At 43.6% G+C, this 26738-nt stretch carries 26 protein-coding genes and 4 pseudogenes; 21 read left to right on the top strand and 9 right to left on the bottom strand.

Translation table 11 applies throughout. The features are described from left to right. Positions 1–145 precede the first annotated feature (145 nt). Genes LCF57_RS23555 through rbsB form a run of 6 tightly spaced genes read left to right on the top strand, consistent with a single transcriptional unit; the run spans position 146 to position 5939 of the window. Positions 146–1174 (top strand): LacI family DNA-binding transcriptional regulator, encoded by a 1029-nt coding sequence (locus LCF57_RS23555; protein ID WP_226002874.1) that lies wholly within the window; start codon positions 146–148, stop codon positions 1172–1174. After that, positions 1167–2045 (top strand): ribokinase, encoded by an 879-nt coding sequence (rbsK, locus tag LCF57_RS23550; RefSeq protein ID WP_226002873.1) that lies wholly within the window; start codon positions 1167–1169, stop codon positions 2043–2045. Before LCF57_RS23555 ends, rbsK begins: the two co-directional genes overlap by 8 nt. 1 nt (position 2046) lies before the next feature. Continuing rightward, a complete protein-coding gene (rbsD, locus tag LCF57_RS23545; RefSeq protein WP_226002872.1) occupies positions 2047–2496 on the top strand; it encodes a D-ribose pyranase in 450 nt (149 codons plus the stop codon). Between the two features lie 37 nt (positions 2497–2533). Next, positions 2534–4015 (top strand): sugar ABC transporter ATP-binding protein, encoded by a 1482-nt coding sequence (locus LCF57_RS23540; protein ID WP_226002871.1) that lies wholly within the window; start codon positions 2534–2536, stop codon positions 4013–4015. Position 4016: 1 nt separating this feature from the next. Then, entirely contained in the window at positions 4017–4985 is a 969-nt protein-coding gene (rbsC, locus tag LCF57_RS23535; RefSeq protein ID WP_226002870.1) for an ABC transporter permease subunit, read from the top strand. Positions 4986–5018: 33 nt separating this feature from the next. Further along, positions 5019–5939, top strand: coding sequence for a ribose ABC transporter substrate-binding protein RbsB (rbsB, locus tag LCF57_RS23530; RefSeq protein ID WP_226002869.1), 921 nt, complete (start codon positions 5019–5021; stop codon positions 5937–5939). Between the two features lie 292 nt (positions 5940–6231). Here the strand turns inward: rbsB and LCF57_RS23525 are convergent, their stop codons facing one another. After that, a complete protein-coding gene (locus LCF57_RS23525; protein ID WP_226002868.1) occupies positions 6232–7371 on the bottom strand; it encodes an iron-containing alcohol dehydrogenase family protein in 1140 nt (379 codons plus the stop codon). A 262-nt stretch (positions 7372–7633) separates the two neighbouring features. Between LCF57_RS23525 and LCF57_RS23520 the strand changes: the two genes are divergently transcribed. The 6 genes from LCF57_RS23520 (at position 7634) to LCF57_RS23500 (ending at position 13754) form a co-directional block, all read left to right on the top strand. Continuing rightward, positions 7634–8641: an ABC transporter substrate-binding protein gene (locus LCF57_RS23520; protein WP_226002867.1), complete on the top strand. Its 1008-nt coding sequence runs from the start codon at positions 7634–7636 to the stop codon at positions 8639–8641. A 47-nt stretch (positions 8642–8688) separates the two neighbouring features. After that, a complete protein-coding gene (locus LCF57_RS23515; protein WP_226002866.1) occupies positions 8689–10404 on the top strand; it encodes an ABC transporter ATP-binding protein in 1716 nt (571 codons plus the stop codon). Between the two features lie 37 nt (positions 10405–10441). After that, positions 10442–10972, top strand: a complete 531-nt coding sequence (locus tag LCF57_RS28380; protein ID WP_413232224.1) for an ABC transporter substrate-binding protein — start codon at positions 10442–10444, stop codon at positions 10970–10972. A gap of 3 nt (positions 10973–10975) precedes the next feature. After that, entirely contained in the window at positions 10976–11416 is a 441-nt protein-coding gene (locus tag LCF57_RS28375; protein WP_413232223.1) for a hypothetical protein, read from the top strand. 225 nt (positions 11417–11641) lie between these two features. After that, entirely contained in the window at positions 11642–12706 is a 1065-nt protein-coding gene (locus tag LCF57_RS23505) for a FecCD family ABC transporter permease (protein WP_226002865.1), read from the top strand. A 1-nt stretch (position 12707) separates the two neighbouring features. Then, positions 12708–13754, top strand: coding sequence for a FecCD family ABC transporter permease (locus tag LCF57_RS23500; protein ID WP_226002864.1), 1047 nt, complete (start codon positions 12708–12710; stop codon positions 13752–13754). 119 nt (positions 13755–13873) lie between these two features. On the opposite strand, the gene LCF57_RS23495 is transcribed toward LCF57_RS23500, so the two are convergent. Continuing rightward, the gene (locus LCF57_RS23495; RefSeq protein ID WP_226002863.1) at positions 13874–14218 is read right to left on the bottom strand and encodes a hypothetical protein; all 345 of its coding nucleotides are present in this window, start codon (positions 14216–14218) and stop codon (positions 13874–13876) included. A gap of 435 nt (positions 14219–14653) precedes the next feature. Between LCF57_RS23495 and LCF57_RS23490 the strand changes: the two genes are divergently transcribed. Next, a complete protein-coding gene (locus tag LCF57_RS23490; RefSeq protein ID WP_226002862.1) occupies positions 14654–15604 on the top strand; it encodes a tyrosine-type recombinase/integrase in 951 nt (316 codons plus the stop codon). A 263-nt stretch (positions 15605–15867) separates the two neighbouring features. On the opposite strand, the pseudogene LCF57_RS23485 reads toward LCF57_RS23490, so the two are convergent. Both LCF57_RS23485 and LCF57_RS23480 read right to left on the bottom strand, forming a co-directional pair. After that, positions 15868–16065, bottom strand: a pseudogene (locus LCF57_RS23485) (ABC transporter permease); the annotation flags it as partial. After that, positions 16052–16324, bottom strand: a pseudogene (locus tag LCF57_RS23480) (ATP-binding cassette domain-containing protein); the annotation flags it as partial. The pseudogenes LCF57_RS23485 and LCF57_RS23480, both read right to left, overlap by 14 nt. 188 nt (positions 16325–16512) lie before the next feature. Here LCF57_RS23480 and LCF57_RS23475 point away from each other — a divergent pair. Then, complete coding sequence (locus LCF57_RS23475; protein ID WP_264083780.1) at positions 16513–16884, top strand: tyrosine-type recombinase/integrase; 372 nt, start codon at positions 16513–16515, stop codon at positions 16882–16884. Further along, positions 16814–17005 (top strand): tyrosine-type recombinase/integrase, encoded by a 192-nt coding sequence (locus LCF57_RS27740; RefSeq protein ID WP_318840778.1) that lies wholly within the window; start codon positions 16814–16816, stop codon positions 17003–17005. The genes LCF57_RS23475 and LCF57_RS27740 overlap by 71 nt, the downstream gene beginning before the upstream one ends. Before the next feature lie 182 nt (positions 17006–17187). Here LCF57_RS27740 and LCF57_RS23470 read toward each other — a convergent pair whose 3' ends face one another. Beyond that, a complete protein-coding gene (locus tag LCF57_RS23470) occupies positions 17188–17637 on the bottom strand; it encodes a DinB family protein (protein WP_226002861.1) in 450 nt (149 codons plus the stop codon). Positions 17638–17744: 107 nt separating this feature from the next. On the opposite strand from LCF57_RS23470, the gene LCF57_RS23465 reads away from it, so the two are divergent. From LCF57_RS23465 to LCF57_RS23455, 3 genes and pseudogenes are all read left to right on the top strand, one after another. Then, on the top strand, positions 17745–17894 hold the full coding sequence (locus LCF57_RS23465) for a hypothetical protein (RefSeq protein ID WP_226002860.1): 150 nt from the start codon (positions 17745–17747) through the stop codon (positions 17892–17894). Positions 17895–18027: 133 nt separating this feature from the next. Further along, positions 18028–18543, top strand: a complete 516-nt coding sequence (locus LCF57_RS23460) for an ROK family protein (protein ID WP_318840782.1) — start codon at positions 18028–18030, stop codon at positions 18541–18543. Between the two features lie 526 nt (positions 18544–19069). Further along, positions 19070–19972 (top strand): annotated as a pseudogene (locus LCF57_RS23455) (ROK family protein). Between the two features lie 266 nt (positions 19973–20238). Here the strand turns inward: LCF57_RS23455 and LCF57_RS23450 are convergent. Further along, positions 20239–22164, bottom strand: a complete 1926-nt coding sequence (locus tag LCF57_RS23450; RefSeq protein WP_226002859.1) for an endonuclease MutS2 — start codon at positions 22162–22164, stop codon at positions 20239–20241. Between the two features lie 1323 nt (positions 22165–23487). Beyond that, positions 23488–24351: a LysR family transcriptional regulator gene (locus tag LCF57_RS23445; protein ID WP_226002858.1), complete on the bottom strand. Its 864-nt coding sequence runs from the start codon at positions 24349–24351 to the stop codon at positions 23488–23490. A 224-nt stretch (positions 24352–24575) separates the two neighbouring features. Between LCF57_RS23445 and LCF57_RS23440 the strand changes: the two are divergent. The 3 genes and pseudogenes from LCF57_RS23440 (at position 24576) to LCF57_RS27990 (ending at position 25840) form a co-directional block, all read left to right on the top strand. Then, a pseudogene (locus LCF57_RS23440) lies at positions 24576–24938 on the top strand (cupin domain-containing protein). Between the two features lie 148 nt (positions 24939–25086). After that, positions 25087–25641, top strand: a complete 555-nt coding sequence (locus LCF57_RS23435) for a tyrosine-type recombinase/integrase (RefSeq protein WP_318840777.1) — start codon at positions 25087–25089, stop codon at positions 25639–25641. A 31-nt stretch (positions 25642–25672) separates the two neighbouring features. Then, positions 25673–25840, top strand: coding sequence for a tyrosine-type recombinase/integrase (locus LCF57_RS27990; RefSeq protein WP_318840776.1), 168 nt, complete (start codon positions 25673–25675; stop codon positions 25838–25840). Between the two features lie 174 nt (positions 25841–26014). Here the strand turns inward: LCF57_RS27990 and LCF57_RS28370 are convergent, their stop codons facing one another. Both LCF57_RS28370 and LCF57_RS28365 read right to left on the bottom strand, forming a co-directional pair. Next, entirely contained in the window at positions 26015–26269 is a 255-nt protein-coding gene (locus LCF57_RS28370) for a transposase (protein ID WP_413232225.1), read from the bottom strand. Beyond that, positions 26241–26582 (bottom strand): hypothetical protein, encoded by a 342-nt coding sequence (locus LCF57_RS28365; protein WP_413232226.1) that lies wholly within the window; start codon positions 26580–26582, stop codon positions 26241–26243. The genes LCF57_RS28370 and LCF57_RS28365 overlap by 29 nt, the downstream gene beginning before the upstream one ends. Between the last annotated feature and the right edge of the window lie 156 nt (positions 26583–26738).

Raw genomic sequence — 26738 nt, 5'->3', positions numbered from 1 at the left:
TGTCTTAAAGGTGAAACTCAATTGGTTACAATAAGGATTATAAGGCTAAAGGACTTAACGTGCAAATATTTAATGCTTGTAAAAAAATAAATGCTGTGATATTTTATATGTGTAACCGGTTACACATTGGAGTTGAAACTACACAATGACAACAATAAAACAGGTCGCCAGCCATGCAGGTGTTTCTGTAGCGACTGTATCCAGAGTTATTAATGAAACAGGATATGTGCATGAGGACACACGCCGGAAGGTTGAGGCAGCTGTCAAGCAGCTGAATTACAAGCCGAATGAAGTTGCTCGTTCTTTGTATAAAAAGAAATCCAGATTAATTGGCCTGCTTCTGCCGGATATTACGAATCCTTACTTTCCCTTGCTAGCTCGCGGGGTGGAGGATCGAATGCAAGAAAATGACTTTCGGATTATTTTTGGCAATAGTGATGAAGATCGTCAAAAAGAACTGGATTACATGGACACGTTTGTTCAAAATAACGTCGTTGGTGTCATTTCATCTACCAATGATCCCGACGCCGATTGCTACGCCAGGCTGAAAATACCAGTCGTTTTTCTCGATCGGACTTCCAGTGACAGCCTCTCCGTATATGCGGATGGAGCCTATGGCGGTCGATTGGCAGCTCAGGAAATGGTTGCCCGTGGCAGCAAACAAATTACAGTCTTGCAGGGACCCGCACATATTCGTCCAGCGCAGGATCGTTTTCTCGGGGCGGTTGAAGAGCTTCAGCAATCGAACATTGCTTATCATGTCGTCGAAACAACGTCCTTTTCGTTTAAGGATGCGGAGTCATGGGCCAAAGAACTGTTCAGCAAGCACCCGGATACGGATGGAGTTATTGCCAGTAACGATATTGTAGCTACAGCGGTAATACATGAGGCGCATCGATTAGGAAAGAAAATCCCGGATGATGTTCAAATTATCGGGTTTGATGATATACCATTAAGCAGCTTGTTATTCCCGCCTTTGTCAACGATCCGTCAGCCTGCCTATGAAATGGGCTGGGAAGCAGCAGGTCTGCTGATTCAACTGATTGAGCAATCGCAAGCAACGAAGTCAAGCACACCGAATCTTCATTCGAATATACTTACTCATTCAAGCATACAGTTGCCCGTCAAATTCATTGAGCGGGAAACGACGAGAAAGGTGGATTTTCATGGCTAAAATTTCGATTATCGGAAGCAGTTCAATGGATCTCGTAGTTACTTCAACCAAACGCCCCGGTGCAGGAGAAACCGTACTGGGCGAAAGCTTTACAACCGTGCCTGGAGGCAAAGGCGCCAATCAGGCAGTAGCCGCAGCCCGGCTCGGAGCGAACGTCACGATGATTGGACGTGTAGGAGATGACCATTTCGGACAACAAATTTTACGCAATTTCGAAGAAAATCATGTCCATATTGATTATGTGAAACCGGTTACACATATGGAAAGCGGAACAGCACATATTGTGCTGGCTGAGGGCGATAACAGTATTGTCGTGGTAAAAGCAGCGAATAATGAAGTGACCCCCGCCTATGTGGAAGAGGCGCTTGATGTCATCCGAAGCTCGGATATTGTGTTGATTCAACAGGAAATACCGACAGAAACGGTTGTTTATGTAAGCGAAATTTGTGCGAAGTACCAAATACCGTTTTTGCTCAATCCTGCTCCGGCTCGTGAAGTGGAAGAAAGCGTGATTGAGAATGCGACATACATTACGCCGAATGAGCATGAGGCTGCTATCATGTTCAAGGATTTGAGCCTTCAAGAGGCCTTGCGCAAATATCCGAACAAGCTGTTTGTGACTGAAGGCAGTAATGGCGTACGGTTCTTCGACGGTGAACAGGAAGTTGTGGTTCCTACTTATAAAGTAGAAGCTGTGGATACGACTGGTGCTGGGGATACATTTAATGCTGCATTTGCGGTGGCGCTGGCTGAAGGAAAATCGCTGGCAGACAGTGTAAAATTCGCTAATCGTGCTGCTTCATTGTCCGTAACCAAATTTGGAGCCCAGGGTGGCATGCCGACCCGCCGTGAAGTGGAGGAGCAATTATAATATGAAAAAACATGGAATCCTGAACAGTCATATATGCAAAGTACTGTCGGATCTCGGCCACACGGACTATATTGTCGTGGCCGATGCCGGTCTACCTGTTCCTGAAGGCGTTACCAAAATAGACTTGGCCCTGAAAGTAGGCGTTCCCTCTTTTCAAGACGTAGTTGATGTAATCGCTGCAGATATGGTGATCGAAAAGGTAACGTTGGCTGAAGAAATCAAACAAGAAAACGAACAGGCACTACAGTATATTACCCGCACATTTGCAGGGGAGAAGCTAGAAAATCCGCAGGTGACTTCCCTTCATTTGAATCTGGAGCAGGCTGCTGTCATTGAGTTTTGTTCGCATGAACAATTCAAGGAGCTGACCAGGCATGCCAAGGCGGTCATTCGTACAGGTGAAGCCAAGCCGTATGCCAATTGTATTTTGCAGGCGGGGGTTTACTTTTGATGAAAAGTTATTTTTTGAATAAGAAGGAGGGTGCAGCATGCAGATTCAAATGAAGGGAATTTACAAAGCCTTTGGAACCAATCAGGTGCTGAGTGGTGTAGATTTTGATCTCCGTGAAGGAGAAGTACATGCTCTCATGGGTGAAAATGGCGCAGGTAAATCAACGCTGATGAATATTTTAATCGGATTGCATCGGCGTGATGATGGAACGATCGTGATCGACGGTCAGGAAACGTATTTTGCCAGCCCTAAGGAGGCCGAGCAAAAGGGAATTGCTTTTATTCACCAGGAATTGAATGTGTGGCCGGAAATGACGGTGCTAGAAAATTTGTTTATTGGCAAGGAAATGACATCCAAGTGGGGATTACTGGACAGCACTAAAATGAAAGCGTTAGCAAACGCGCAATTCGCTAAGCTTGCGGTAAATCTTCCTTTGAATGGTGAGGCAGGCGACTGCTCCGTTGGTCAACAGCAAATGATTGAAATAGCCAAAGCACTAATGACGGATGCAAAAGTGATCGTGATGGATGAGCCGACAGCAGCCTTAACCGAACGGGAAATTCAAAAGCTGTTCGAGGTTATTACTTCCTTGAAAAAGGAAGGCGTTTCGATTGTGTATATATCTCACCGGATGGAGGAAATATTTGCGATCTGCGACCGGATTACCGTCATGCGTGACGGAAAAACAGTGGATACCCAGGCCATTCCCGATACAAATTTTGATGAGGTTGTACGTAAAATGGTCGGAAGAGAGCTAACTGAACGTTACCCGATAAGAATACCTGTTTTGGGGGAAGTGGTATTGGAGGTCAAAAACGCCTCGCATACAGGTCTGTTTGAGAATGTGAATTTTTCGGTAAGATCGGGTGAGATTGTAGGTTTCTCAGGTTTGATGGGCTCGGGACGGACCGAGATCATGCGGGCACTTTTTGGACTGGATGCTTTGGACAGCGGCGAGATACATGTACGTGGAAAAAAGGTGTCTATCCGCAAGCCGGATGACGCCGTGAAACTGGGAATTGGCTTTATTACAGAAGACCGTAAAGATGAGGGCTTGGTGCTGGATTTTTCGATCCGGGAAAACATGGTGCTGCCGAATCTGTTCAGCTTTACATCCAAAGGATTTATCTCAGGCAAAAAAGAGCTGGATTTTGTTAACACATTAATTAAGCGCTTACAAATAAAAACTCAATCGGGCGAAACACCTGTCCGCAGCTTATCAGGTGGGAATCAGCAAAAGGTAGTTATCGCCAAATGGGTAGGCATTGGACCCAACGTTCTCATCCTCGACGAACCAACGCGAGGTGTAGACGTGGGGGCCAAACGGGAAATTTACCAGTTGATGAATGAGCTGACTGAACGCGGGGTCGCCATTATCATGGTATCCTCAGAGCTCCCCGAGGTACTCGGCATGAGCGACCGTATTGTCGTGGTGCATGAGGGCAAGATCAGCGGAGAGCTGAGCAGGGAAGAGGCCACACAAGAAAACATTATGACGTTAGCTACAGGAGGACAGTAATATGACAACTATGAACGAAGCAAAAGGCAGCAAAGGCTTTGCGATGTCACAAATTACACAAAAGCTTGGTCCGTTGTTGGGACTCATTATTCTGGTGATCATCGTCTCTGTGTTGAATCCCAGCTTTTTGGAACCGCTTAATATTTTGAATTTGTTACGCCAGGTGTCCATTAATGCGCTGATTGCGTTTGGTATGACCTTCGTTATTCTTACAGGTGGAATTGATTTGTCAGTCGGCTCCATATTAGCACTATCCAGTGCCTTTGTCGCCAATATGATGCTGGCCGGCTTTGATCCCATTCTGGCAATTATCATTGGCTGTGCATTGGGTGGTGTGATGGGGATGGTCAATGGCTTGATGATCACCAAAGGTAAAATGGCTCCGTTCATCGCTACACTAGCAACCATGACCATTTTTAGAGGATTGACACTCGTCTATACCAACGGAAATCCTATTACAGGACTCGGGGACAGTCTGGTATTCCAATTGTTCGGTCGTGGCTACCAGTTTGGTATTCCGGTTCCGGCGATTACGATGCTCATTACTTTTGCTGTCCTGTGGATCATTTTGCATAAAACGCCGTTTGGACGTAAAACGTATGCCATCGGAGGAAATGAGAAAGCTTCCATCGTATCCGGTATTAAAGTGCCGCGTGTAAAAATTTGGATTTACTCTCTCGCTGGAATGCTGTCCGCTTTGGCGGGTGCTATTTTGACCTCACGTTTGAACTCGGCGCAACCGACAGCAGGAACCTCTTATGAACTGGATGCCATTGCGGCCGTCGTACTGGGTGGAACAAGTCTGTCAGGAGGACGCGGACGAATTGTAGGTACGTTGATTGGTGTGCTTATTATCGGTACATTAAACAATGGCTTGAATTTGCTAGGGGTTAACTCTTTTTATCAAATGGTGGTAAAAGGGATCGTAATCGCCATTGCAGTATTGATTGACCGCAAGAAATCCGCATAAACCACCTAATCTGTACAGAAGGAGACCACAATTATGAAAAAGCTTACATTAATCATGACAGCCTTGCTGCTCCTGCTTATGACAGGCTGTTCCCTGGAACCGCCGGAATGGGCTAAACCGAAAGCGGCCGCTAGCTTAAAGGACATTAAAATCGGCTTGTCGATCTCCACGCTGAATAATCCATTTTTTGTATCGCTCAAAGACGGAGTCGTTGCAGAAGCCAAAAAACAAGGACTACAGGTTATTGTCGTCGATGCACAAAATGATTCGGCGAAACAAAGCAATGACGTGGACGATCTGATTCAGCAGGGAGTAAACGCCTTGCTCATTAATCCGACAGATTCGTCGGCAATTTCTACCGTGGTGCAGTCTGCAAATGCTTTGAACATCCCGGTTATTACGCTGGATCGTTCCGCTGACAAAGGAGATGTGAAAGCGCTCGTTGCCTCCGACAATGTTGAGGGAGGACGGATGGCGGCTAGATACGTGATTGATCAAGTCGGAAAAGGTGCCAAGGTCATTGAGCTGGAAGGCGTACCAGGCGCATCGGCCACACGTGAACGGGGGAAAGGCTTCCACGAAGTAGCGGACAAGGAATTGAAAGTTATTGCCAAGCAGTCGGCCGATTTTGACCGAACCAAAGGCTTGAATGTAATGGAAAATCTGCTGCAAGGCAACCCGGATGTTCAGGCCGTATTTGCCCATAATGATGAAATGGCGCTGGGGGCAATCGAAGCCATCCAAAGCTCAGGTAAGAAGATTCCTGTCATCGGCTTTGACGGTAACGAGGATGCGCTTAAATCTATTAAAGAGGGTAAGCTGACAGCCACCGTAGCTCAGCAGCCTGTGCTAATTGGGCAATTGGCTGTTCAGGCAGCCAAGGATGTACTCCAAGGGAAAACCGTGAAAAAATCAATTCCCGCCAAGCTGGAGTTAGTGGATCAATCGAAATAAAACGGGTGTATGCCCAACATAATTAAGGCTTCGGACTGATGCAAACATGCGCATCAGTCCTTTTTATTCTATAAATTTATTCATTTCGATCATCCCGTGACTGCTGCGTTGCTGGCTAAAAGGGGACAAGTAATCCTAGCATCATCAAGGCTGGTTCAAAATGGCGAGGGTTAGCTGCGCTCCCCTCTTGTGTTCCGGAATTGCCTGATGTAGCACACCCGGATACAGCAAGCACAATCGCCAGGTAAAGCTGGGAGGAAGTAGAGGGGGAAGGGTTGCGGAGCTTGTTTTTTCATGAAGTAATCACCTTTTCATTGGAAGTGTGTTTGTATTGGCGCACCGTATGTCCGATAGCATCTGCACGGATAATAGCGGTGGCGACTGGTTCAGGGGTAACTACAAAAGCTAAGTGATCCGCTGCACCCTCACGCAAGGCCAGGCCTTGGGCAATCCGGCTGGCAATCTGTTCCGGTTCACTTTGTATACCCAAATCGGATAAAGACACAGGCAAGCCGAGACGATGAAGCTGAAGCGCACGCTCATGCAACTCTGAGTCACTTTTGCCTTCCAGTACCCACTGCACGAATAAACCAAAAGCAACCTTTTCCCCATGCAGGGAATGATGAGTTTCTGGAAATTGTGTCAGGCTGTCATGCAGTCCATGTGCAATAGCCGCGTGAACCGAGCCGTCTTGTACACTTCCGACCAACCCGGCAAGCACGATAATGGAGTCCAGTACATCCTGAAAAGCCGGGATGATATAAGCAGGAATTGTATCTGTACCGGCTGCTTCGTATACGGCTTGCGCATGCTCTTCCAAAATATCGAGCGCTAATTGGGCTGTGGCGACACTGCTCCGTAGTGCCAGGCTTTGGGCGTTACCGCTCAAATTGACAGCAAACTCGTGCCATTTTACCAGTGTGTCACCAATCCCAGCGGCCAGATAGCGTCTAGGGGCGGTAGCCAATATATGTGTATCAGCCAGCACCAGATCAGGAGAACGAAGCAGGGGTAAATAACCGGCAGCTCGGCCGTTATCATCATAAAGCACGGTCAAAGCTGACCATGCGGCACAGGTGGCTGCTATCGTTGGCACAGTGACGATTGGCAATCCTGCTTTTTCTGCCACAGCTTTAGACAAATCGAGCGTTTTGCCGCCGTCAATCCCAATAATGAGATCAACCTTCGCTTGTTTCGCAGTTTGTACAAAGGTTATTATTTCGCTGCTAGTGCATTGTCCCTGAAATAGTTGAATTTTGTAGCTGACCCCGGCCTGCTCTAAGGCATTCAACAGATCGTCGCGTACTACTTGCAAAGCTGCTTTTCCGGTAATAATCAAAGCATGTTGCCCAAGAGAAGCGACCTTTTCACCACTGCGCTTTAGCACGTCGGGTTCATTCCAATAAACCAATGGAGCTTTTACAGTAATCATAGCGAGGACCTCACTTCTGATTTTTATTGTTTATTATACCTAGTAGTTAACTAGGTTAAAGATTAAATAGAGCTTAGCATTATATCAAGAAAAGGGTCAACAGATTATGGATTAAATAAATCTATTTCTGTATTCAAAGGTTCTATGGAAGCAATACTCTAAAATTTGTATTGTAAGAAGAGTCGGTAAAAGATAGAATAACAGTTATGTGATAATGAGAATCACTATCATAATAGATGTATATATTTAAGGAGGATATATCGTGCAGCAAAATAACAGATCGAAATTGGGAGTTACGATTTGTCTGATCGTACTTTTGACGTTAGTCTTGGGCGCATGCGGGAACGCAGGTAACAACACTCAGACGAACAAAGAGAGCGGCATTAATAATTCTTCCGAGCAATCAAAAACGGTTGCTATGCGTGAATATACAGATGCTGCTGGCAATAAGATCAGTATTCCTGTATATCCGCAGCGAGTAGTCACGACGCAATATTTGGATGCTATGCTGGCTCTGGGTGTCAAACCAGTAGGCGTTGGTTCTCATCTGTTAGAAGGTGAGTATTTAAAAGGTAAGATTGACGGAGTTGCGGATATTGGGAACCCGACGAATGTTGAAAAGGTACTGGAGCTACAACCTAACCTGATCATCACAACAGAATATACCACGCCAGAAGTGAAGGAGCAGCTGGAGAAAATTGCTCCAACCGTAGTCGTTTCGTTTGGAGATGGGGATGTATTTGAGCAACTGCGGGATGTCGCAGCCGTGCTGGGTAAGGACAAGGAAGCCGAGCAGTGGATCGCTAGCTTCAACAAAAAGGCTGAAGAAGGTCGAAAGAAGCTGGCTGGAAAATTCAAAAAAGATGAAACGGTTACGATTTATATGGCCTACGATAAGAATGTGTTAAGGGTATACGGAGCGCGGAATGTAGGACATGTTATTTACCGTTCACTGGAATTGAATCCTCCTGAGTACATACGCCAGAAGCTGGCGAAGGACCCGAGATTTAATTATGTTTATGATGTTATTTCAATGGAAAAGTTACCTGAACTGTCAGGAGACCGAATTATTATGCTGGTTTATGATGAAGCGAGCAAGGACGGCATGCTCAGGGAGATCGAGCAAAGTGCACTGTGGAGAAACCTGCCGGCGGTCAAAAATCACAAAGTGTATTTCATCAAGGCCGATCCATGGTTTACATATTCACCCCTTGCTATTGATCAATCGCTGGATGAAGCCATTAAAATGTTTTCCGACGATCCTAAATAATAATAATTTATCAGTTCAATTGAAATAAGAAAGGAGAAGTCATATATATGCTAAGGCGATTTTTCGAATACTACCGTCCTTATCGGACTTTATTTATTATTGATTTCTCTTGTGCCTTGCTGGCTGCACTGCTGGAGTTGGCTTTTCCGCTTGCAGTCAACCGGGTGGTCGATGATTTGCTGCCCAGCGGGAACTGGAAATGGATTTTATATGCCTGTCTAGCTTTGCTTGGTATTTATGTCGTAAGTGCCGGACTGAATTACGTAGTTACGTATTGGGGGCATAAGCTGGGAATTAATATTGAGTCAGACATGCGCAAGAAGCTGTTTGATCGGGTGCAAAAGCAATCCTTTCGCTTTTTTGACAATAACAAAACAGGGCATCTCGTCTCCCGTATGACCAACGATCTGATGGATATCGGAGAAATTGCCCACCACGGACCCGAGGATTTGTTCATCGCGCTGATGACGCTGGGCGGGGCCTTCGGTATCATGCTCAGCATTAACTGGAAACTGGCTGTGCTGACATTTATTATTGTTCCGCTGATGATTTACTTGTCCTTGTATTTTAGTCGTAAAATGAATGCTGCTTTCCATCGTATGTTTTCTGATATTGCGGATTACAACGCCCGGATTGAAAACAACGTTAGCGGTATCCGTGTTGTTCAAGCGTTTTCCAACGAAGCACACGAAATGGAACGCTTTGCTGAAAATAACGGACGGTTTCGTAAAACAAAGCTGATCGCTTATCGCATTATGGCGTGGAATTCTTCGATTAGTTTTATACTGATGAAGCTGGTTTCATTGTTTGTGCTTGTATGTGGAACATGGTTTGTTATTGAGGGGCAGATGACCTATGGGGAATTTATCGCATTTGTGATGCTGTCCAATGTATTTCTCGCACCCATCAAACAAATTAACTCCGTCATTGAAACATATCCCAAAGGGATTGCCGGCTTCCGACGTTACCTGGATTTGCTGGAAAGTGAATCCGACGTAGAGGATCTGCCAGGGGCCAAGACCGTTAACCATCTTAACGGTGATATTCAATTTGCAGGTGTAACCTTTGGCTATGAAAACAAAGATAAGGTATTACGCAAAGTAGACCTATTCATACATGCCGGAGAAACCGTTGCACTGGTTGGTCCTTCGGGAGCAGGTAAAACGACACTTTGCAGTTTGCTGCCTCGCTTCTATGATGTCGAGGAAGGCGGCATTACGATTGATGGCATGGATATCCGTGAAATGAAGCTGGATTCGCTGCGATCCATGATTGGTATCGTACAGCAGGATGTATTCCTCTTTGATGGAACGATTCGTGAAAATATTGCTTACGGCAAGCTCGATGCTTCAGAAGATGAAATTTGGGATGCTGCCCGGCGGGCTCAGATTGAAGATCTGGTTCGCTCATATCCGGAAGGGCTGGATACGATGATTGGCGAACGAGGCGTAAAGCTGTCCGGCGGTCAAAAGCAACGATTGTCTATTGCCCGGATGTTTCTGAAAAATCCGCCAATTCTCATTTTGGATGAAGCGACATCGGCATTGGATACAGAAACGGAGGCCGCGATTCAGCAGGCACTGACAGAGCTGTCGCAAGGCCGTACAACACTCGTGATTGCCCACCGTTTGGCAACGATCAAAAATGCAGACCGCATTATCGTAGTTGCAGATCAGGGTATTGCCGAGCAAGGCAGACATGAAGAATTGCTGACTGCAAAGGGGGCATATAGCCGCCTGCACCAAGCTCAGTATGGTACGTAACCAGGTCTGAAAAGTAGAAGTGAGAGGGATGAATTTCTTGAAGAAGCAAACTTGGAGTTTGACAATACTTCTAATACTCATTTTAGCTCTAAGCGCATGTGCAGGCAAAACGAATTCGTCTGCTGAAAAGCAGGATCAAACACCCGCCGGGCAGAAGCCAGCAGCAACCAAAATAGTCCAAACTATTCATGGTGAGATTACAATTCCTGTTCAGCCCAAACGGATCGTAGTAGATATGTATCAAAATGATTTATTGGCGCTTGGGATCAAACCTGTGGGAAGTGTTAAGTATTATCTGGATAACCCGTTCTCGAAGGAGCTTGTACAGGACATTGCAAGTATTGGAGACCGCGGTAGCGTGTCCGTTGAGAAAGTATTGGCTCTGGAGCCGGATTTGATCCTGGTGGGTTCCAACGATGTAGGCGAGTATGAGAAATACAGCAAGATTGCTCCGACCATCGTCATTCCTTTTGGAACATACAAAAATGTGCATGACGAGCTGACAGCTTTTGGTGAGCTTCTTGGAAAAGAACAGGAGGCCAAAGCATGGCTTGCCCAATATGATTAGCGGATGCAGGCGGCGCGTGACAAGTTGAAGGGAATCATCCAACCTGGGGATACGTTTACCGTTATGGAGGCCTTTGCCAAGGAATACTATGTATATGGTGACAACTTTGGTAGAGGAGGTCAGGCGATATATAGAGGTCTGGGATTGACACCACCACCGCTTGTTCAAAATGAACTGATGGGTGAAACTCAATGGAAGTCAGTTTCGAAAGAGGTGATTAACAAGTATGCAGGCTCTTATATTTTTCTGACAGTTAGTAGGGAAAACACCGGATATACGGGAGACAGCATATGGAAGTCACTGAGTGCCGTTCGAAATGGCAGAGTTTTTGAGCTTCAGGAGGACCGATATTGGTATTTTGATCCCATTGCTATTGTGGGACAAGCTGAAGAACTTGCAGATCTTCTTGTGCAGCGGAATAAAGATCACGTTTCACAGAAGTAGTTGTTCAGATGTTGCTGGCAGCCCTTTGGTATGTATGCCGAAGGGCTTTTTTTATTCCCAAATAGCAGAGCTACATGAGATTGTCGAAATTAACTATTGAAGCCATTGCCTCATTAATTTACAATAATAAAGATTGCATGATAATAATTCTCATTATCATACGTCGTCAACACAGGTTTTCGTGATAACCTACATACTATTCAACAGTTAGGGTGAACTATAGTCATGAAATTATCAGAATCATCGGATAATCCTGCGCGGAGTAGTCATAACCAGCCGCCAACTCAATTCTACTCGCGGCCATGGGCGGCTTCACTCATTTTAACAGCCGGGCTAGCTCTTTTGGCGTTTGGTATTGCTTTATCCTTATCTTTTGGTGCAGCTTCGATTAGGCTGTTTGAAGTATGGAACGCAGTCTTTCATTTTAATCCTACAATTCAAAACCATCAAATTATTTGGGAAATCCGTTTGCCACGGATTTTGGGTGGTGTGCTGATCGGAGTTTGCTTTGCCGTTGCAGGAGCCATTATGCAGGGGATGACCCGTAATCCACTTGCTGACTCGGGCTTGCTTGGGCTGAATTCGGGCGCGAGTTTGGCCATGGCGATTTGCTTTGCTCTTTTTCCCGGCTCTTCCTTTTTACAGCTGATGCTGTACTCCTTTGTTGGTGCGGCCTCGGCTGTTGTGATGGTGTATGGAACAAGCTCCTTATCCAAGGGCGGCATTACACCAGTACGGCTTGTATTGGCGGGTGCAGCTGTGACGGCATTATTGTCTGCCTTGGGTGATGCGATTAGCTTGTATTTTAATGTTGGACAAAATCTGGCTTTCTGGTATGCAGGAGGACTTAGCGGAACCAAGTGGGTTCAGTTGGGTATCATCCTGCCTTGGGTTGTGGCAGCGTTTATTGGCGCTCTCATGCTGTCGCGTTCCATAACGCTGCTCAGTTTGGGCGATGAAATCGCACTGAGTCTTGGTCAGCGAACAGGTCTGGTAAAGGTAGCGGGAATGATTCTTGTTCTAATTCTTGCAGGTGCAGCGGTATCGTTGGTAGGCTCCATAGGCTTCGTGGGATTGATCATTCCCCATATCACCCGAAAGCTGGTTGGCGTCGATTTTCGCTGGATCATTCCATGCTCGGCCATTATGGGAGCTTTGCTCATCGTGTTTGCCGATCTGGCGGCCCGCATGATTAATGCACCTGAGGAAACACCGGTAGGCGTACTTATTGCCCTCATTGGTGTGCCGTTCTTCCTTTATCTGGCACGCAAAGAAAGGAGGGCGCTGTAAGATGAATAGCGTTACGAGCGGGGCTATTGCCAAAGCAAGTCACCGCAAAAAAATCCATGATTGGATCGTTGTTATCATTCTGATCATTTTGCTCATTGCTGCATTTATCGTAAGTGCGAATACGGGAACGATTCGGCTTTCGCCAATGGAACTTTTTAAAACCCTATTGGGCCAAGGAACTCCACAACAGGAATTAATCCTGTTTGAATTCCGTTTGCCGCGAATGGTGATTTCCATTCTGATTGGTGCAGGTCTGGCTGTATCTGGCTGTATCATGCAGGGTGTTTCACGCAACGGTCTGGCGGACCCTGGTATTCTGGGGATTAATGCGGGGGCCGGGCTAATGGTTATGCTGTTTGTATTGCTTTTTCCATCTATGCAAACTACAAATTCATTATTTTTACTGCCCGGGCTTGCGCTGATAGGATCAGGAGCGGCTGCAATTCTAATCTATGCGCTCTCTTACAAAAAGGGTGAAGGAATTTCCCCGACAAGGCTACTGCTAAGTGGAATTGGTGTAGCGGCGGGTATTAGTGCTGCCATGATCATGATGACTCTAAAGCTAACACCTGAAAGCTACACATTTGTGGCAAGCTGGCTGGCTGGAAGCATATGGGGATCAAATTGGAAATTCGTCATGGCTCTGTTGCCTTGGCTTATTGTATTGCTTCCTTTCGCGTACTATAAGGCAAATGTAATGAATGTGCTTAACCTGGGAGATCAAACTGCATCCGGGTTAGGTACCCCTATCGAAAAGGAGCGTATTCTTCTCCTGGCTGCTGCAGTTGGACTGGCAAGTTCCAGCGTGTCAGTTAGCGGAGGTATCGGTTTTGTTGGTTTGGTCGCTCCGCATTTGGCGAGAAAGCTGGTAGGACCAAAGCATAAAATGCTGCTGGTAACCTGCGCTTTAGCCGGAGCACTCCTGGTGCTCGTAGCAGATACGATTACACGCTCCTTACCTTTGCAGAAAGAAATTCCGACAGGCTTGATCGTGGCCATCATTGGTGCGCCGTACTTCTTATATCTGCTGAGTCGGTCCAAAGGGTAATATCACAAAAGAGTACCAACTGTCAATTATAGACTACGCACAACAAATAACCTTCAACACCACTAAGGGGAAGTGGGGCTGAGGGTTATTTTTTTAATTTGATTTAGCAGCCTTTCATCTCAACGGGAAGTACTCAAGGCATGAGAGGTTTGATGCAGCTCTCTGATCATTTTATGCAACGTGTAATTTTCTTGACGTGTCACGCCGTGTTGATTTTCCTGAACCAGCAACTGATGGATGTTACGTTTTAGAATTTCACTTCGACGTTCCAGCATTTCGGTACTCATAAATAAATGAACACTCCCTTTGTCATGATAAACCCATATCTTTGAAATGAGCATAGGCTGTAAATAAGCTTGGCTTTCCACTTCTTTAAGTATATCGTACTGGATGATCAAGGGAAAACGGAGCAAGACAGTAAAATACTTCTTCTCATCATCCTTGTCGTGCCAACGGCTACTCACCCCATGGGTTCTTAGATATGCTTCCTAATGCTGGTGATAACGTTACATACAGAGTTTATAGATGAACCTCACCAATTAAGGCGAATGTAGATGGAATCGATCATAAGCTTGCTGGAAGCGATGGAGAGAGGGAAGTTGGAATTGCAAAGGTGCAATCAATGCAATCATTGGTTATTCCTTATCAGCGTGCAATAATGATTATTTTATGGGCCCCGAATTTTGAATTGGGTGCTAGACAAGGGGAAGGGGCTTTATTTATACTTAAAAAGCGCTCAAAATAACTGCGTATAATATAAATTATACGCAGTTTAGGTTTAAAACGACTTTACATATCCTACTTGCATAAGATGTCGATTGAATTGTCGATAAAAAGCAGACAAAATTGAACGTTTTACAGCATATTTCAGAATATGAATGGAAGAGGAGGTCACTGGTGTGAAAAAAGAGTTGCATCATATAGAGTCGATCACAATAGATGAAATGGATGAAATATATGCTGAGGAGCTGGAAGCCTTTTTGATCTGGATGAAGGATGCGGGATATACAATACATACGCAAAAAAATTATATGGGGGATGTAAAGCAGTTTTTACGCACGTTGCGGGATAAACCACTTGATCAGGTGAAAAAGATTCATGTTATGTCGTATCTGTCCAAAGCCCGGGAGGGAGGAGCTGGGGATAGCACCCGGAATCGCAAGCATGCAGCGGTGAGCAGCTTTTTCAAAGCGCTACAGGAGTTTGAATTATGCAGTACAAATCCGGCATCGGGAATTAAAAAAGCAAAGACAGTAAAAAATCGTATGCCAGTATACCTGGATGAAAATGAAATCAGGCCATTTTTACTTGCAGTGGAAGGAAAATATGCTAATCGGAATACGGCTATTTTTCTACTCATGGTATATATGGGATTGCGGGTAGGGGAGGTTCACTCATTGAATATCTCTGATTATAGCCGGGAACGACGCACGTTAGATGTGTTCGGAAAAGGACGCAAGTGGCGTACGCTTCCAGTGCCGGAGGCTGTATGTGATATTTTAGACCGTGCATTGGAGGAAAGATTAACGCCGTGGAGAGGGAAGGAGGATGCAATGTTCGTATCGCAAAAAGGCCGCCGACTGGCGGTGCGCTCTATCCAGCAAATCGCAACAGAAACGTTCGAGCGATTCCAGCAGGATAAAGGTGCACAGGGTCGGGTGGCCTATTCCAGCCATAAGCTGCGGCATACGTTTGCGACGATGCTTTTACGTAAAGGGGCCGATCTGCGAACGGTACAGGAGCTGCTGGGGCACTCATCCATCCAAACAACTACCGTATATACTCATGTCACGGATCGTGAGAAGGAAAAAGCGATGGATAAGCTGGATATTCAGATACCAACAACATAATTGTAAGTATGTACCTTTAGTGAATACAGTAGATGGGGTGGTACGAGCGAAACTGACACTACCCGCAAAGTAGATAGATATATATGTAAATTTAACACTCGGAGTCTCATATTGCGAAAATATACGCCAAGCCTATGATTATGTCTACCGGCTTGGCGTTTTCCTTTAAACAATACTAAGTTTTAGTCTGATCATTGAAATAGAAAAAGCAGCAGCTAACGTGAATTTAAAGTTCTAGATTGCAGTTTCCTTCTTTAACTATTTCATACCCGCTTTTTATAAACCCTCATCGCAAAAAAATACGCTACGAGCAAAATCCCAACACACCACGCAAGAGCGACCCCTATATCATTGCCCACCGGCTGATCTGACAGTAGCGCACGAATGGCTTCCACTATTGCGGTCACCGGCTGGTTTTCGGCAAAGGTGCGAACGACCGATGGCATCGACTCGGTCGGCAAGCTGCTCGGCTTCCTCCAAATACTGCCCGGTAGTCGGCTCGTCGAGGAAAATGATCTGCGGATTTCCCACAAGGCTCAAGGCGATGTCGAGCCTGCAGCGCATACCGCCCGAATAAGTAGACGTCTTGCGGTCGGCGGCGTCTGTCAGGCCGAAGCGTTTAAGCATGTTAACCGCCACCTCACGCGGGTTTTTGAGGTATCTCAGCTTGGCAATCATAATCAGATTTTCCCGTCCGGTCAATATTTCGTCCACGACGGCGAGGAACGGCGGGAAGAAGACTACAGAGCACTAAAGCAAGCGTTGGACGCGGCTGCAAAAGAGACTTATCCTATCCCTATATGGACTCGGAACGAACACCGGCGTAAAACGTATCTCCCCTATGTACCTATCGAAGAGGAGCTTAACGCTACTACGACGTTGTTTGGCAGGCGAAAAACTTTCAAGACATGATGATTGTCAAGACGCTGCTTTATACCGGCATTCGGGTAAGCGAACTTATTAATAACAAGTTGTCCGATGTTGACTTTCATTACTGCCAAATCCGGATTAATAAGGACAAAGGAAGAAAAGATCGCATCGTCCCTTTTCCTCAATCGTTCAAGGAAATGCTGGCCATGCACGCCGATTCGATGAAAAAGAAGCAGGCGGTTTACCTGTTCGAATCATCTTGGAAGAAAAAAGTATACCGATTGGGGAATACGGGGAATACGAAAGAGTTTAACCAATTATTCGGAGGAAGCCGGTCTTGTGCAAAATCTGTCGCCGCACAAACTGCGACATTTCCTGTTGACCTGGCTCAAAAAGCAGGGTGTCGATGACGCACTCATACAACCTTATTCTGGCCACGAAAGCCGCAAATCGTTGGAAGTCTGTTCTAAGCTTGCAATCACCGATGCCCAGCAGGAATATAACGAGGTTATCAATAAATTCCTTATTTAATTACACCTACTTTGCGGGGGGTGTCAGCTTCGCTGGTGCTACCCCTAGATAAATAAAGTTGGTTTACATAATTATAATTATGTAAACCAACTAGAAGGAATTCACCCTGACTTGGAAATAGCATTAATGACTTTGTGTTATTAGTATCGTGAGAGGTGTATCCTTTATCATAGCGCTTAATCCTATTTTTTCCTTATTTGCTCCAAATGATGTCGCATATGCTGAATATAATCATCAACGAGCCATTGTAGTGTTTCGGTGGATTGGTCCTCTTTTTGAAACCTTTTCTTAAAATCGAGTGAAGTACAGGAGTTTAATACATGTATGATTTGCTTATTTAAAAGCTTCCATAGATGTATGACATCCATGTGAGAGAACGCTTTCTGATACTGATTGGCTGTAACCCAATCATTTTGTGCATATGATTCAATTTTTACTGGGGATGTTGAATGCTTAATGATTATAAATCTTCGATGGTTATTCGAGGCGGAGTCACACAGATGCCCAAGTATTTCCTTTTTAGACCACTTTTCCGGGAGAGGCTTGGCATTAAATTCATGTTCTGAGATTGAAAAGAGTTCTTTTTCATGATTCTCGATGAGCCTAGTGAGCTCTTCAACAGCATTCTTCAATAGACGGGCCCTCCTTATTTGAGCGTTTTTCATATGATAAACCTTAGAATAAATCAGATTAAGTTGGAAAGCTATGGTGAATTAATTATAAAAAGAAGGTGCTATGTATGGAAAAAGCAAATACAAATTTGATTAAGGAAATAAATTTAAATTTGGTTCGCAAAGTATTGAAGCAGGTTGACATGGCAACTAAACCCCAACTAGCTGCATTGACTGATTTAAGTGTGGTAACTATCAATACTCTGATGCAGCGTTAACCTATCGTTTTAATTATAAGTACAGTCTGGCGCTGATTTACATATGAATGAAAAACAAGGGACGGATGTAGTGTCTACGACGGTAGTTAATTTAAATGAGGACGTTCTCATGAAAGAATAGCATCCTTTTCAAATTTTTAATGCTACACAATTTTATTCCACAATTGAAGACATCATTTCTCTCCATCCTTCCATTAAAGTTATTGGTATAGGAATCCCCGGACAATCAGTAGATGGAGAAATTACAGTAAGCAGTCATGAAAGGTTAAATGGAATTCGTTTGGCAGAGGATGTGCAAAGCAAATTTGGTTTGCCGGCTATTCTGGAGAATGACGTAAATGCTGCTGTATGTGGATACGTGTATAGAGAAGAAATAGCTGAAGATCAATGTGTGTTGGCTATTTATTTTTCTGAGAACTCTCCCCCAGGGATGGGAATTTATTTACTTGGTGGAGTTTTAAAAGGCATACATGGATTGGCTGGTGAAATCAAATTTCTTCCGTCTATGGATTGGGATGAAAGCAAGGGTACAGAAGTTTTTTCAACGGTGTATGTGAAGTTATCCAAATATTGCAATCCATATTTGACCCTGATCAGATTGTGGTCTATAGAGAGAATATGGAAGAAGAGTCCTTTTTTCATTTTTTAGAATCCTACAAATCCAAGCATAAGTTGCCTTTTTATCTCGAAATTATTGTCTTTAAATAAATTATAAATGACACCTTGACTTGGAACGCGTTTCATCCATGAAAGTTCATGTATAACTTAAAAGAGAAAGCGAGGACACTCTTATGATCTCACTGATTTTATTATGCTCAGTGATTTTTGGGGGGGACTTATTGGTGCTTAGTATTATCTGGGCAGTCTACGGAAGTAAAGCCTATGCGCTCTTTTGATGATTTTTTCGAATGACTTTGTATAGCCCCTTAATAAAGGTTCTTTTTTTAGTCGATTTATTAAGCGGGAAGGATCTACATGAGATACGAATACAGGGGAGGGGTTTATTGGTGTTTAAACTGGTAGTAAGTGATCTGGATGGTACTTTCTGAATAATAGCAGCACTTTCGATGTCTTATTAACGATAAAGAAAATGATGGATTTACAAAACAATTAAAATTAATTAATGTTATTGAAAGAAGCACTCCAAACTGCCCAATGAAAGGACTATACGTAGCATGAAAAATAAAATACTGGTTTTTGATATTGGTGGCTCTTTTATAAAATTCAGTTTGTATTTTCAAGGTGAATTTATGAATAAAGGTAAAGTTGCGACACCATTAGATTCACTTGAGGACCTGCTTGGTGCTTTGAAGCAAATTCATAATAAGTTTATAGATGAATGTGAAGGTGTAGCCGTCAGTATGCCAGGTATTGTGAATTCGGCCAGCGGTCATATGGTGCATGGAGGCTCATTAAAGTATATAAATGATATAAATATGATCGCAGTTTTTGAGAAAGCGCTTCATTTACCCGTAGCGATTGAGAATGATGGAAAGTGCGCTGCTCTTGGAGAAGCATGGTGCGGTTCATTACAAGGGGTCACCGATGGTGTTGTTCTGGTAGTTGGAACAGGGATGGGCGGCGGAATCATCTCTCAAGGGAAATTGCTGAAAGGCCATCATTTATCGGCTGGGGAATTCTCTTTTATCAGAACAAATAACGAACATGCAGACAATGTTGATTATCTGCTTGGTATGCAAGGGAGTAGTTTTGTTTTAACTAAAACTGTTGCGAAAGCCAAAGGACTTCCTGCAGATTCTATGACAGGTGAAAAGGTATTCTAGTTCATTGAAGAAGGTGATCACACAGTCCAAAAGATTTTTCAAGAATACTGTAGGAACATTGCTACACAAATCATTAATTTGCAGGCGATTCTTGACCCTGAAAAGTTTGTCATTGGGGGAGGCATATCTGCAAATCCTTTGCTGGTCACTACCATAAGGGAAGAGCTGGAGAAATTATATATGCATTCGTTCTTAAATGTTGTGGATGTAAATATTGAACAAAGCAAATTAGGCAATGAAGCAAATTTGTTGGGTGCTGTATATAACTATAAGCAATCGTTTCATCTTGAATGATGACAAAAAGGTATATTACGACGAGTACCAGATGAGTAATATAAACTAATAAATTATAAACAAAAGGGTGCGCCTTAACTTTAGACACGCCCTTTTTTGGCAGGAAGTTTGTTTGATATTTCAATATTAGTTTACATAATAAATATTATGTTAAATAAGTATTGATTTATGAGTCCTCATAATGAATGGAAATGGCAACAAGCAAAATCAGCAAGTGGATCATTCTTATCCAAGTGTCCGCTTGCTGATTAAAGTTGCAAGTGCGTTTACATTTCATTTTCCGGAGGAGATTCAATGATCAATCCTTGGACATGCTTGCGTCCCAGAAGCTTTCGTTTTTTGCGGTTTTCTTTGGTTTCTAAAACAATGTCTAGATCATAGTCGTCAGGATACAATTCAGTAGCAGCGATGTGAAGGACGAGCCTTTTTTTATTTATGGTCAGCTTTTGTCCTTGGATCAAAATCCCTACATTCCCTCGTTCATCCTCGGTTTTATAGACAATTCCAGTCCGATTCAAGTAGCCTACATAAACACTATCGCCAAGGGCAAATGGTATGGCTGAAGGGTTTAAAGTCTCTTTTTTAGGAGAAGGTTTACTTGCAGCAACTGGCTTTTCCTCAGCAAGAGCAGGAGGTATAATAAACGATTCCTGTGTATTCCGAGACATTCTGCCTGTAGAAATGGCCTGAGAACGCTCGATAATACGATTCCACATCCCCAGCTTCAAGGCAATTGCGTATGCGTAGCTTTCTCCGGCCTCGCCGATTCGAAGGCGATACAAGGGTTGCAGCGTTTCGGTATCAAACTCCATACGAGCATTTTGGAAGCCCGGTGTATTTTCAGCAAAATGCTTGATTTCGCTAAAGTGTGTTGTAGCCACTACCGTTGCCTGTCGACGGTGAAATTCTTCCAACAGCGCAATAGAGAGTCCTACGCCTTCTCCCGGATCGGTACCGGATGCCATTTCGTCGATCAGAATCAGAGTGGAGCTGCCCGCCGTTTCCAAAATGCCGATCATGTTGCGAATATGTGCTGAGAAGGTGCTCAACGCATGTTCAATGCTTTGACCGTCCCCGATGTCTACCTCAATTTCCTCAAATACAGCCATTCGGCTGCCTTCCAAAACAGGTACGAGCAATCCAGATTGTACCATTAGAGTTAACAGGCCGACGCTTTTGAGGGCCATCGTTTTTCCGCCTGTATTCGGACCGGTAATAATGAGCGAGGAATAGCCTTGGCCGATGGAAAAATCAAGCGGAACCATGGTATTCGCCATCAACGGGTGACGAGCACCATGGATATCTATTATCCCGTCATGGTTAAGCTCGACAGGCACAGCATCCAGAGTCATGGCATATTTAGCCTTGGCCAATAAAAAATCCAGTACTCCTACCGTCTCTGTGTTGATACTAAGCTCCCGGGTATATGATTCGGCGAGGGCTGTAAGTTCTCCGAGCACTTTCATTTCTTCTTTTGATTCTTCCGCCATGTTCGCGCTCTGATCAAATTGCAGGCTAACAATTTCAGCAGGTTCAACATAAACTGTTTGACCGCTTCCTGATTCATCAAGGACGCTGCCCTTTACTTGTTTACGGAATTCTTTTTTGATTGGAAGCACATAGCGGCCGCCGCGCTGACTAACCATATTTTCCTGCATGATGGATCGATGCCGACTGATAAGAGAATCAAGTTTCCTCTTTATGCGTTCTTCAGTAACCGTTATTTTTTTGCGGATTTTTGCCAGCTCTTTACTGGCCATATCCGTCACTCGTCCCGAATAAATACATTTCTCGATTTCGGACAGAAGTGGCTCCATACCATACATGGAGGAAGCATAGGCACTGACAGTTGGAGCGACATCTGCCTTGGAATTCATGTATTTTATGAGTTGGCTGCAACTTCTTATAAACTGAGCCATGTGAGAAAAATCGCGCTCGCTGAACAAATAGCCGGTTCCCAACAAGTGAAGGATGTATTCCATCCCTTCCAGCGAGGGGATGGGGACGCTTGCTCCGTGGCGTATTAACTGCAAGGCTTCGTTTGTTTCATTCAGGCGAGTCCTGATGGTACGAATGTCTGTAATGGGAAGCATGGAAGCGGCATGCTGCTTACCAAGGTAAGAAAAGGCACATTCGGAGACTCTTGTTTTGATTCGGTCGTATTCCAAACGCTGCATCGTGGTTTCATTCATGAGAAATCTCTCCTTTGGTTGTTTGTTCAGGATTTTTGGAACCTTGCTGCAAAAGAAAAAGGGCGGAGAATGAACAAATCGTTCATTCTCCGCCCTTAAAGAAAGAGGGAAATATCGTCAAATAAGCCTATGATTCAGCTTGTGTAGTTCCTTTCTCGTCTCCAATTCATTCACGCATCAGCCCATTTGTAAGCTATTCGGCTCAAGAATGAAAGACATTTAAAAGGAAACTACAAAATCTGAAAACAAAAAGACCGCGCTGAACACAGCACGGAATAAGGCCTAGATGAAATAATCCCTGAGGCGATTTATGATCTCCGCATGTTCTTAACTAATACCAGGGTAAAAACACAACAGCAAACTAAACCTGTCCCGAAAGGGTACAAGCGCCTGATGGTCTTCCCTGAATATGCAATTGCTTAGTTAAGAACGTTCACCGACATCAAAATCTCTCCCTTAATTGAAGATATACCCATACTATACGATCAGGCAAGCCCTGAAGTCAAGGCCGACTTCTTCAATTCGATACAAAAGTGATCATGAGAACAAAGAAATATGATATACGTAATATATATTATGTTAACTTGATGACAATTGGGCAGTTATTAACTTTTAATTGGAATGATAATCATTAAAAATGTAATGATGAATGGAACTCGTATATACTGCGAATCCATCTATGAAAATGGCCCCACTCAAGCAGCAATACGATATGAGCACATTTATCATATCCCTGAATTGAAAGTATCTCTATAAACCAATGTGTACATTATTAAAAAAACAATCCCAATCCTTTTGTACCATGCATTATTAGCATAAATTATATTTGACATAAATATTCATACTGTAAAAAATATCCGGAGTGAGCAGCTATTTTGTACATTTTTTTAAAATTCATTGGACTTAGTAGACCCAAGCCATAACATGCAAGTTAAAGCCTTCTCTCCAAATTTTCTGTTCAAAGGGAGTTATGTGTTAATTAAATTGTTCAGTGAAAATATAGTATTAGACTAATATGTAGATCCTTTTATTTTCAGACTTAGGAAAAAAGCGTTAATCGAGGATCGATCATAACGCTAACGGGCAGTTATCTTTAGTGACTTACCATAGTAATATATGGTTTATATGCATTATTCATCATTTAAATCTGTTCAAATATAGGTGATGGATAATGAAGTGGAATGAAGTAATGCATGAAGAAGATAGTATCATTGGGTTCATCAATCACTTCCATTTTCTAAGATAAAGATAAAAATTAAAGGAAATTCTGGGGCAAGTCATTATACCTACGAATAATACTCTAAGTTGGCAAATAGCAACAAATCACAGATTAGTTATGCCCACCAGCTCCATAAATCGTGAGAGAGCACTGGTCATGTACGAGTCACGACGCCTTATAAACACAGTGGGCACTGTTCTGTACGGTTCCGGTAATGGATGACAGTTAAGTCTTCCCTGCATCCGTGATTCAACCATAGATATTGGTAAGACGGTGACTCCTAACCCGTTTTCAACGCATTTAAGGACACCCTCTAGAGTGCCATATTCCATCACCTTCATAGGAGCATAGCCATTGTCCTCTAGCCATCGTTGCCAACGTCCCAAATAGATGCAATGCGTGAATGACGAAAGCAGTGGTTCATGTAAAATCAATTCTAATTGGAATGGTTCCGGAGAGTAGCTTGTAATCAAAACTAGAGATTCTTCAAAGACAGGGTATTCAACAATTTCCGGATGAAGAATTGGCCCATCCACAAATGCGCCGTCTACCTTATATTTGAGAATGGTACTAACCTGATCTACAGTAGGTGCCATATATAAGCTTAATTCTACTTGTGGAAATTTCTTGTGATATTTTGTAAAAATCAATGGCAATCGTGTAGAAGCAGTTGACTCCATAGCTCCAATGCGCAAAGTTCCCCGCGGGGCAGAAGAAAGCTTAACTGCCTCAATCGCTTCCTCGAAATCGTAAAGCAACTTGTTTACATGCGGCAACAGTTCATGTCCTGCAGGCGTTAAGGATACCTTCTTATGATATCGATATAACAGAGGAACGCCCAACTCTTGCTCAAGACGTTGTATTCGTGCAGTAACGTTGGACTGTACATAATTCAATTTCTCAGCAGCTTTTGTAATGCTTTGTTCAATTGCTACTGCCTTAAACACCTCCAAAGATCTAATGTCCAAAACAACTCTCTCCTTTTGCATCACAAAATTTGATTATCTATACACTATTTTTTAATTTTACGTGATGCATCGCAGTATGTAAACTTAGTGAATAAGAGGGATTTACACCAAAACCAAGTGATTGAGTACCTCGTTATCTGATGATGAGGAGGTGAATGGGGAAAAAGGAGATTCTAGCCGGGGCAAAATGCAGCACACGTTACTAATAATGAGGAGGGAATCTCATGGTTTCGAAGGTCAATGTACAAGATAAATTTTTGCAAATAATTGATTATTGGAATCCCAGAATAGGCGGAGAGTTGAATGATTCATACGTAAAAATGGCAAAGATCAAGGGTGAATTCATTTGGCATCACCATGATCACGAGGACGAAATGTTCTTCGTATGGAAAGGGAGACTCCTAATCCGTTTGAGAGACGGTGAAATAGCTGTTAACGAAGGGGAGTTTGTTATTATGCCTAAAGGAGTTGAACATTAGCCAATTGCTGAAGAAGAGGTCCATTTACTATTAATCGAACCAAAAACTACTCTAAACACGGGAAATGTGGTGAATGAACGAACCGTTTCGATTCCTCAACGAATTTGATGAAACGCTCATCAGTGAAATATTATATTGATTTTGATTCGATCCTTAGCTAATGATTCAACTAATGGGAAACGCTAGTTGAACCAATAGTCTAAAACCTCCTAATAGAAGCAAACTAGAATTAATTGCCCAAGTAGGAGGTTTTATTATGATTTTAAGCGAACTTTGGCGTCATTATGAAGCGGATAAGCGAATCCAGGGATTTAGTCCAAATACATTGAAAGCATATGCGTTGCAGCTCAGAATGCTGGTAACAGATCTCGGGGATATAGATATTTCCGAGGTAACTATGAATCTGTTGAAGGAATACCTAGCTAAGCAGTCAGATCGATTAAAGCCAAGTAGCCTAGGGCACCGCATCCGTTTTGTGCGCTCTCTATTCCGTTTTGCATATGAAGAAACCTATATATCCACAAACCCTTCGCTCAAACTACGTGAGCCCAAAATGGATAAGCGAATTCCTAAGTTTTTGATGGAGGAAGATGTAATTCATCTGAAGATCTCTTGTCAGACACTAAGAGAAAGAGCTTTACTTGAGTTTCTCTACAGCACAGGCTGCCGAATTGGAGAGGTCGATTACTTCACCACAGAGTGTAAAGTATGGTTGAAGAAGTATTTAGCCAGTCGTGAGGACTCCTGTAAAGCCTTATTTGTAACTGATACAATTCCTGTTAAGCGAATGGCCATTCCAACGCTCAGGTGAGCTGGCAGATCGCGGAGCGGTCGAGACAAATGTGTACCCCCATCGATTCCGTCATACTTATGCATGTCAGCTGCTTGATAACGGAGCACCTTTAGCTTTTATCCAAGGCATGCTGGGTCATGTAAAAGCCTCAACCACGCAAATCTATGCTCAGCTCCGTGGAAAGCGTCGGAGAGAACTGTATCGTCGATTTTTTTAGTATGTTAGCGGCTGATTCTCCTTTAGAGATCCGCCGCATTCAACTATACCAGCTAATAGCTTGTCAACATTTCCAGCAAAACAATTTAGAAACCTTATGGTATAGTGAAAAATAAGCATGCCAAACACCCTTCCAATTCGAGTTGCATTGGAAGGTTATACCATTAACTTTTTGTTATGTCAGACGGAATGATTTCTTACTTTTTAAAATGGCATACAGCCAATGAACCAGCTTATTTGCACATGCCACTAGAGCAACTTTGTGAGGCTTTCCTTCGGCTCTTTTANCTTTAATCCGAGTGTTGCGAGAACGGATCAACCCACACTGCACGGCCATAACTAGGACATATCGAAGCTGCCGGGAACCGCGTTTGGTGATTCGATTTCGAGTTGCTGTGAACTTACCTGAAGCAAAAACAACTGGGGTCAATGCCAGCAAACGCGACCAGTTTCGACAAAATTGTTGCAGCAATTTTATGGCCAATACCGGGAATAGTCTGGATTAAATCATACTCTTCAATCTCTTTAGCCAGGGCATCTATGTTCTGTTCTAACTCAGCAAGATGCTCCTGGTACTGAAGAATCCGGGCGATCAGGATCTTTAGATTAATCAAGTGGCTTGAGTACATCGTTTGCTGAAAGGGATTTTGTTTTGCTGCATCGAGCAATCGTTGGACTTGTTTGTTAATCCAATTTTCTGAACGACCTCGTTTTGAAGAAAGTAGAAGGCTGATCTTGGACACCTTTATATGCAGGGAAAACCTGATCCAAGACAGCTTGGAACTGCAGCTTTATTTGCACACACATCTTTGAAAATGCCTCATATTACCGAGTCAGATAGCGCAGATTAAGCAGCTGCACACCCCTTTTTTTGTAAGGTTCGAATTCTTCCCTATAGT

Origin of the sequence: Paenibacillus sp. BJ-4 (genome assembly GCF_020404765.1) — a bacterium.
In the GTDB taxonomy this organism is placed as follows: domain Bacteria; phylum Bacillota; class Bacilli; order Paenibacillales; family Paenibacillaceae; genus Paenibacillus.
This window is presented reverse-complemented; position numbering and strand designations above follow the sequence as displayed.

Bases quoted from the DNA above. Each gene is read 5' to 3' on its own strand.
- LCF57_RS23555 (WP_226002874.1), top strand. From the start codon at position 146: ATGACAACAATAAAACAGGTCGCCAGCCATGCAGGTGTTTCTGTAGCG.
- rbsK (WP_226002873.1), top strand. From the start codon at position 1,167: ATGGCTAAAATTTCGATTATCGGAAGCAGTTCAATGGATCTCGTAGTT.
- rbsD (WP_226002872.1), top strand. From the start codon at position 2,047: ATGAAAAAACATGGAATCCTGAACAGTCATATATGCAAAGTACTGTCG.
- LCF57_RS23540 (WP_226002871.1), top strand. From the start codon at position 2,534: ATGCAGATTCAAATGAAGGGAATTTACAAAGCCTTTGGAACCAATCAG.
- rbsC (WP_226002870.1), top strand. From the start codon at position 4,017: ATGACAACTATGAACGAAGCAAAAGGCAGCAAAGGCTTTGCGATGTCA.
- rbsB (WP_226002869.1), top strand. From the start codon at position 5,019: ATGAAAAAGCTTACATTAATCATGACAGCCTTGCTGCTCCTGCTTATG.
- LCF57_RS23525 (WP_226002868.1), bottom strand. From the start codon at position 7,371: ATGATTACTGTAAAAGCTCCATTGGTTTATTGGAATGAACCCGACGTG.
- LCF57_RS23515 (WP_226002866.1), top strand. From the start codon at position 8,689: ATGCTAAGGCGATTTTTCGAATACTACCGTCCTTATCGGACTTTATTT.
- LCF57_RS28375 (WP_413232223.1), top strand. From the start codon at position 10,976: ATGCAGGCGGCGCGTGACAAGTTGAAGGGAATCATCCAACCTGGGGAT.
- LCF57_RS23505 (WP_226002865.1), top strand. From the start codon at position 11,642: ATGAAATTATCAGAATCATCGGATAATCCTGCGCGGAGTAGTCATAAC.
- LCF57_RS23500 (WP_226002864.1), top strand. From the start codon at position 12,708: ATGAATAGCGTTACGAGCGGGGCTATTGCCAAAGCAAGTCACCGCAAA.
- LCF57_RS23475 (WP_264083780.1), top strand. From the start codon at position 16,513: ATGATGATTGTCAAGACGCTGCTTTATACCGGCATTCGGGTAAGCGAA.
- LCF57_RS23465 (WP_226002860.1), top strand. From the start codon at position 17,745: ATGGAAAAAGCAAATACAAATTTGATTAAGGAAATAAATTTAAATTTG.
- LCF57_RS23450 (WP_226002859.1), bottom strand. From the start codon at position 22,164: ATGAATGAAACCACGATGCAGCGTTTGGAATACGACCGAATCAAAACA.
- LCF57_RS23435 (WP_318840777.1), top strand. From the start codon at position 25,087: ATGATTTTAAGCGAACTTTGGCGTCATTATGAAGCGGATAAGCGAATC.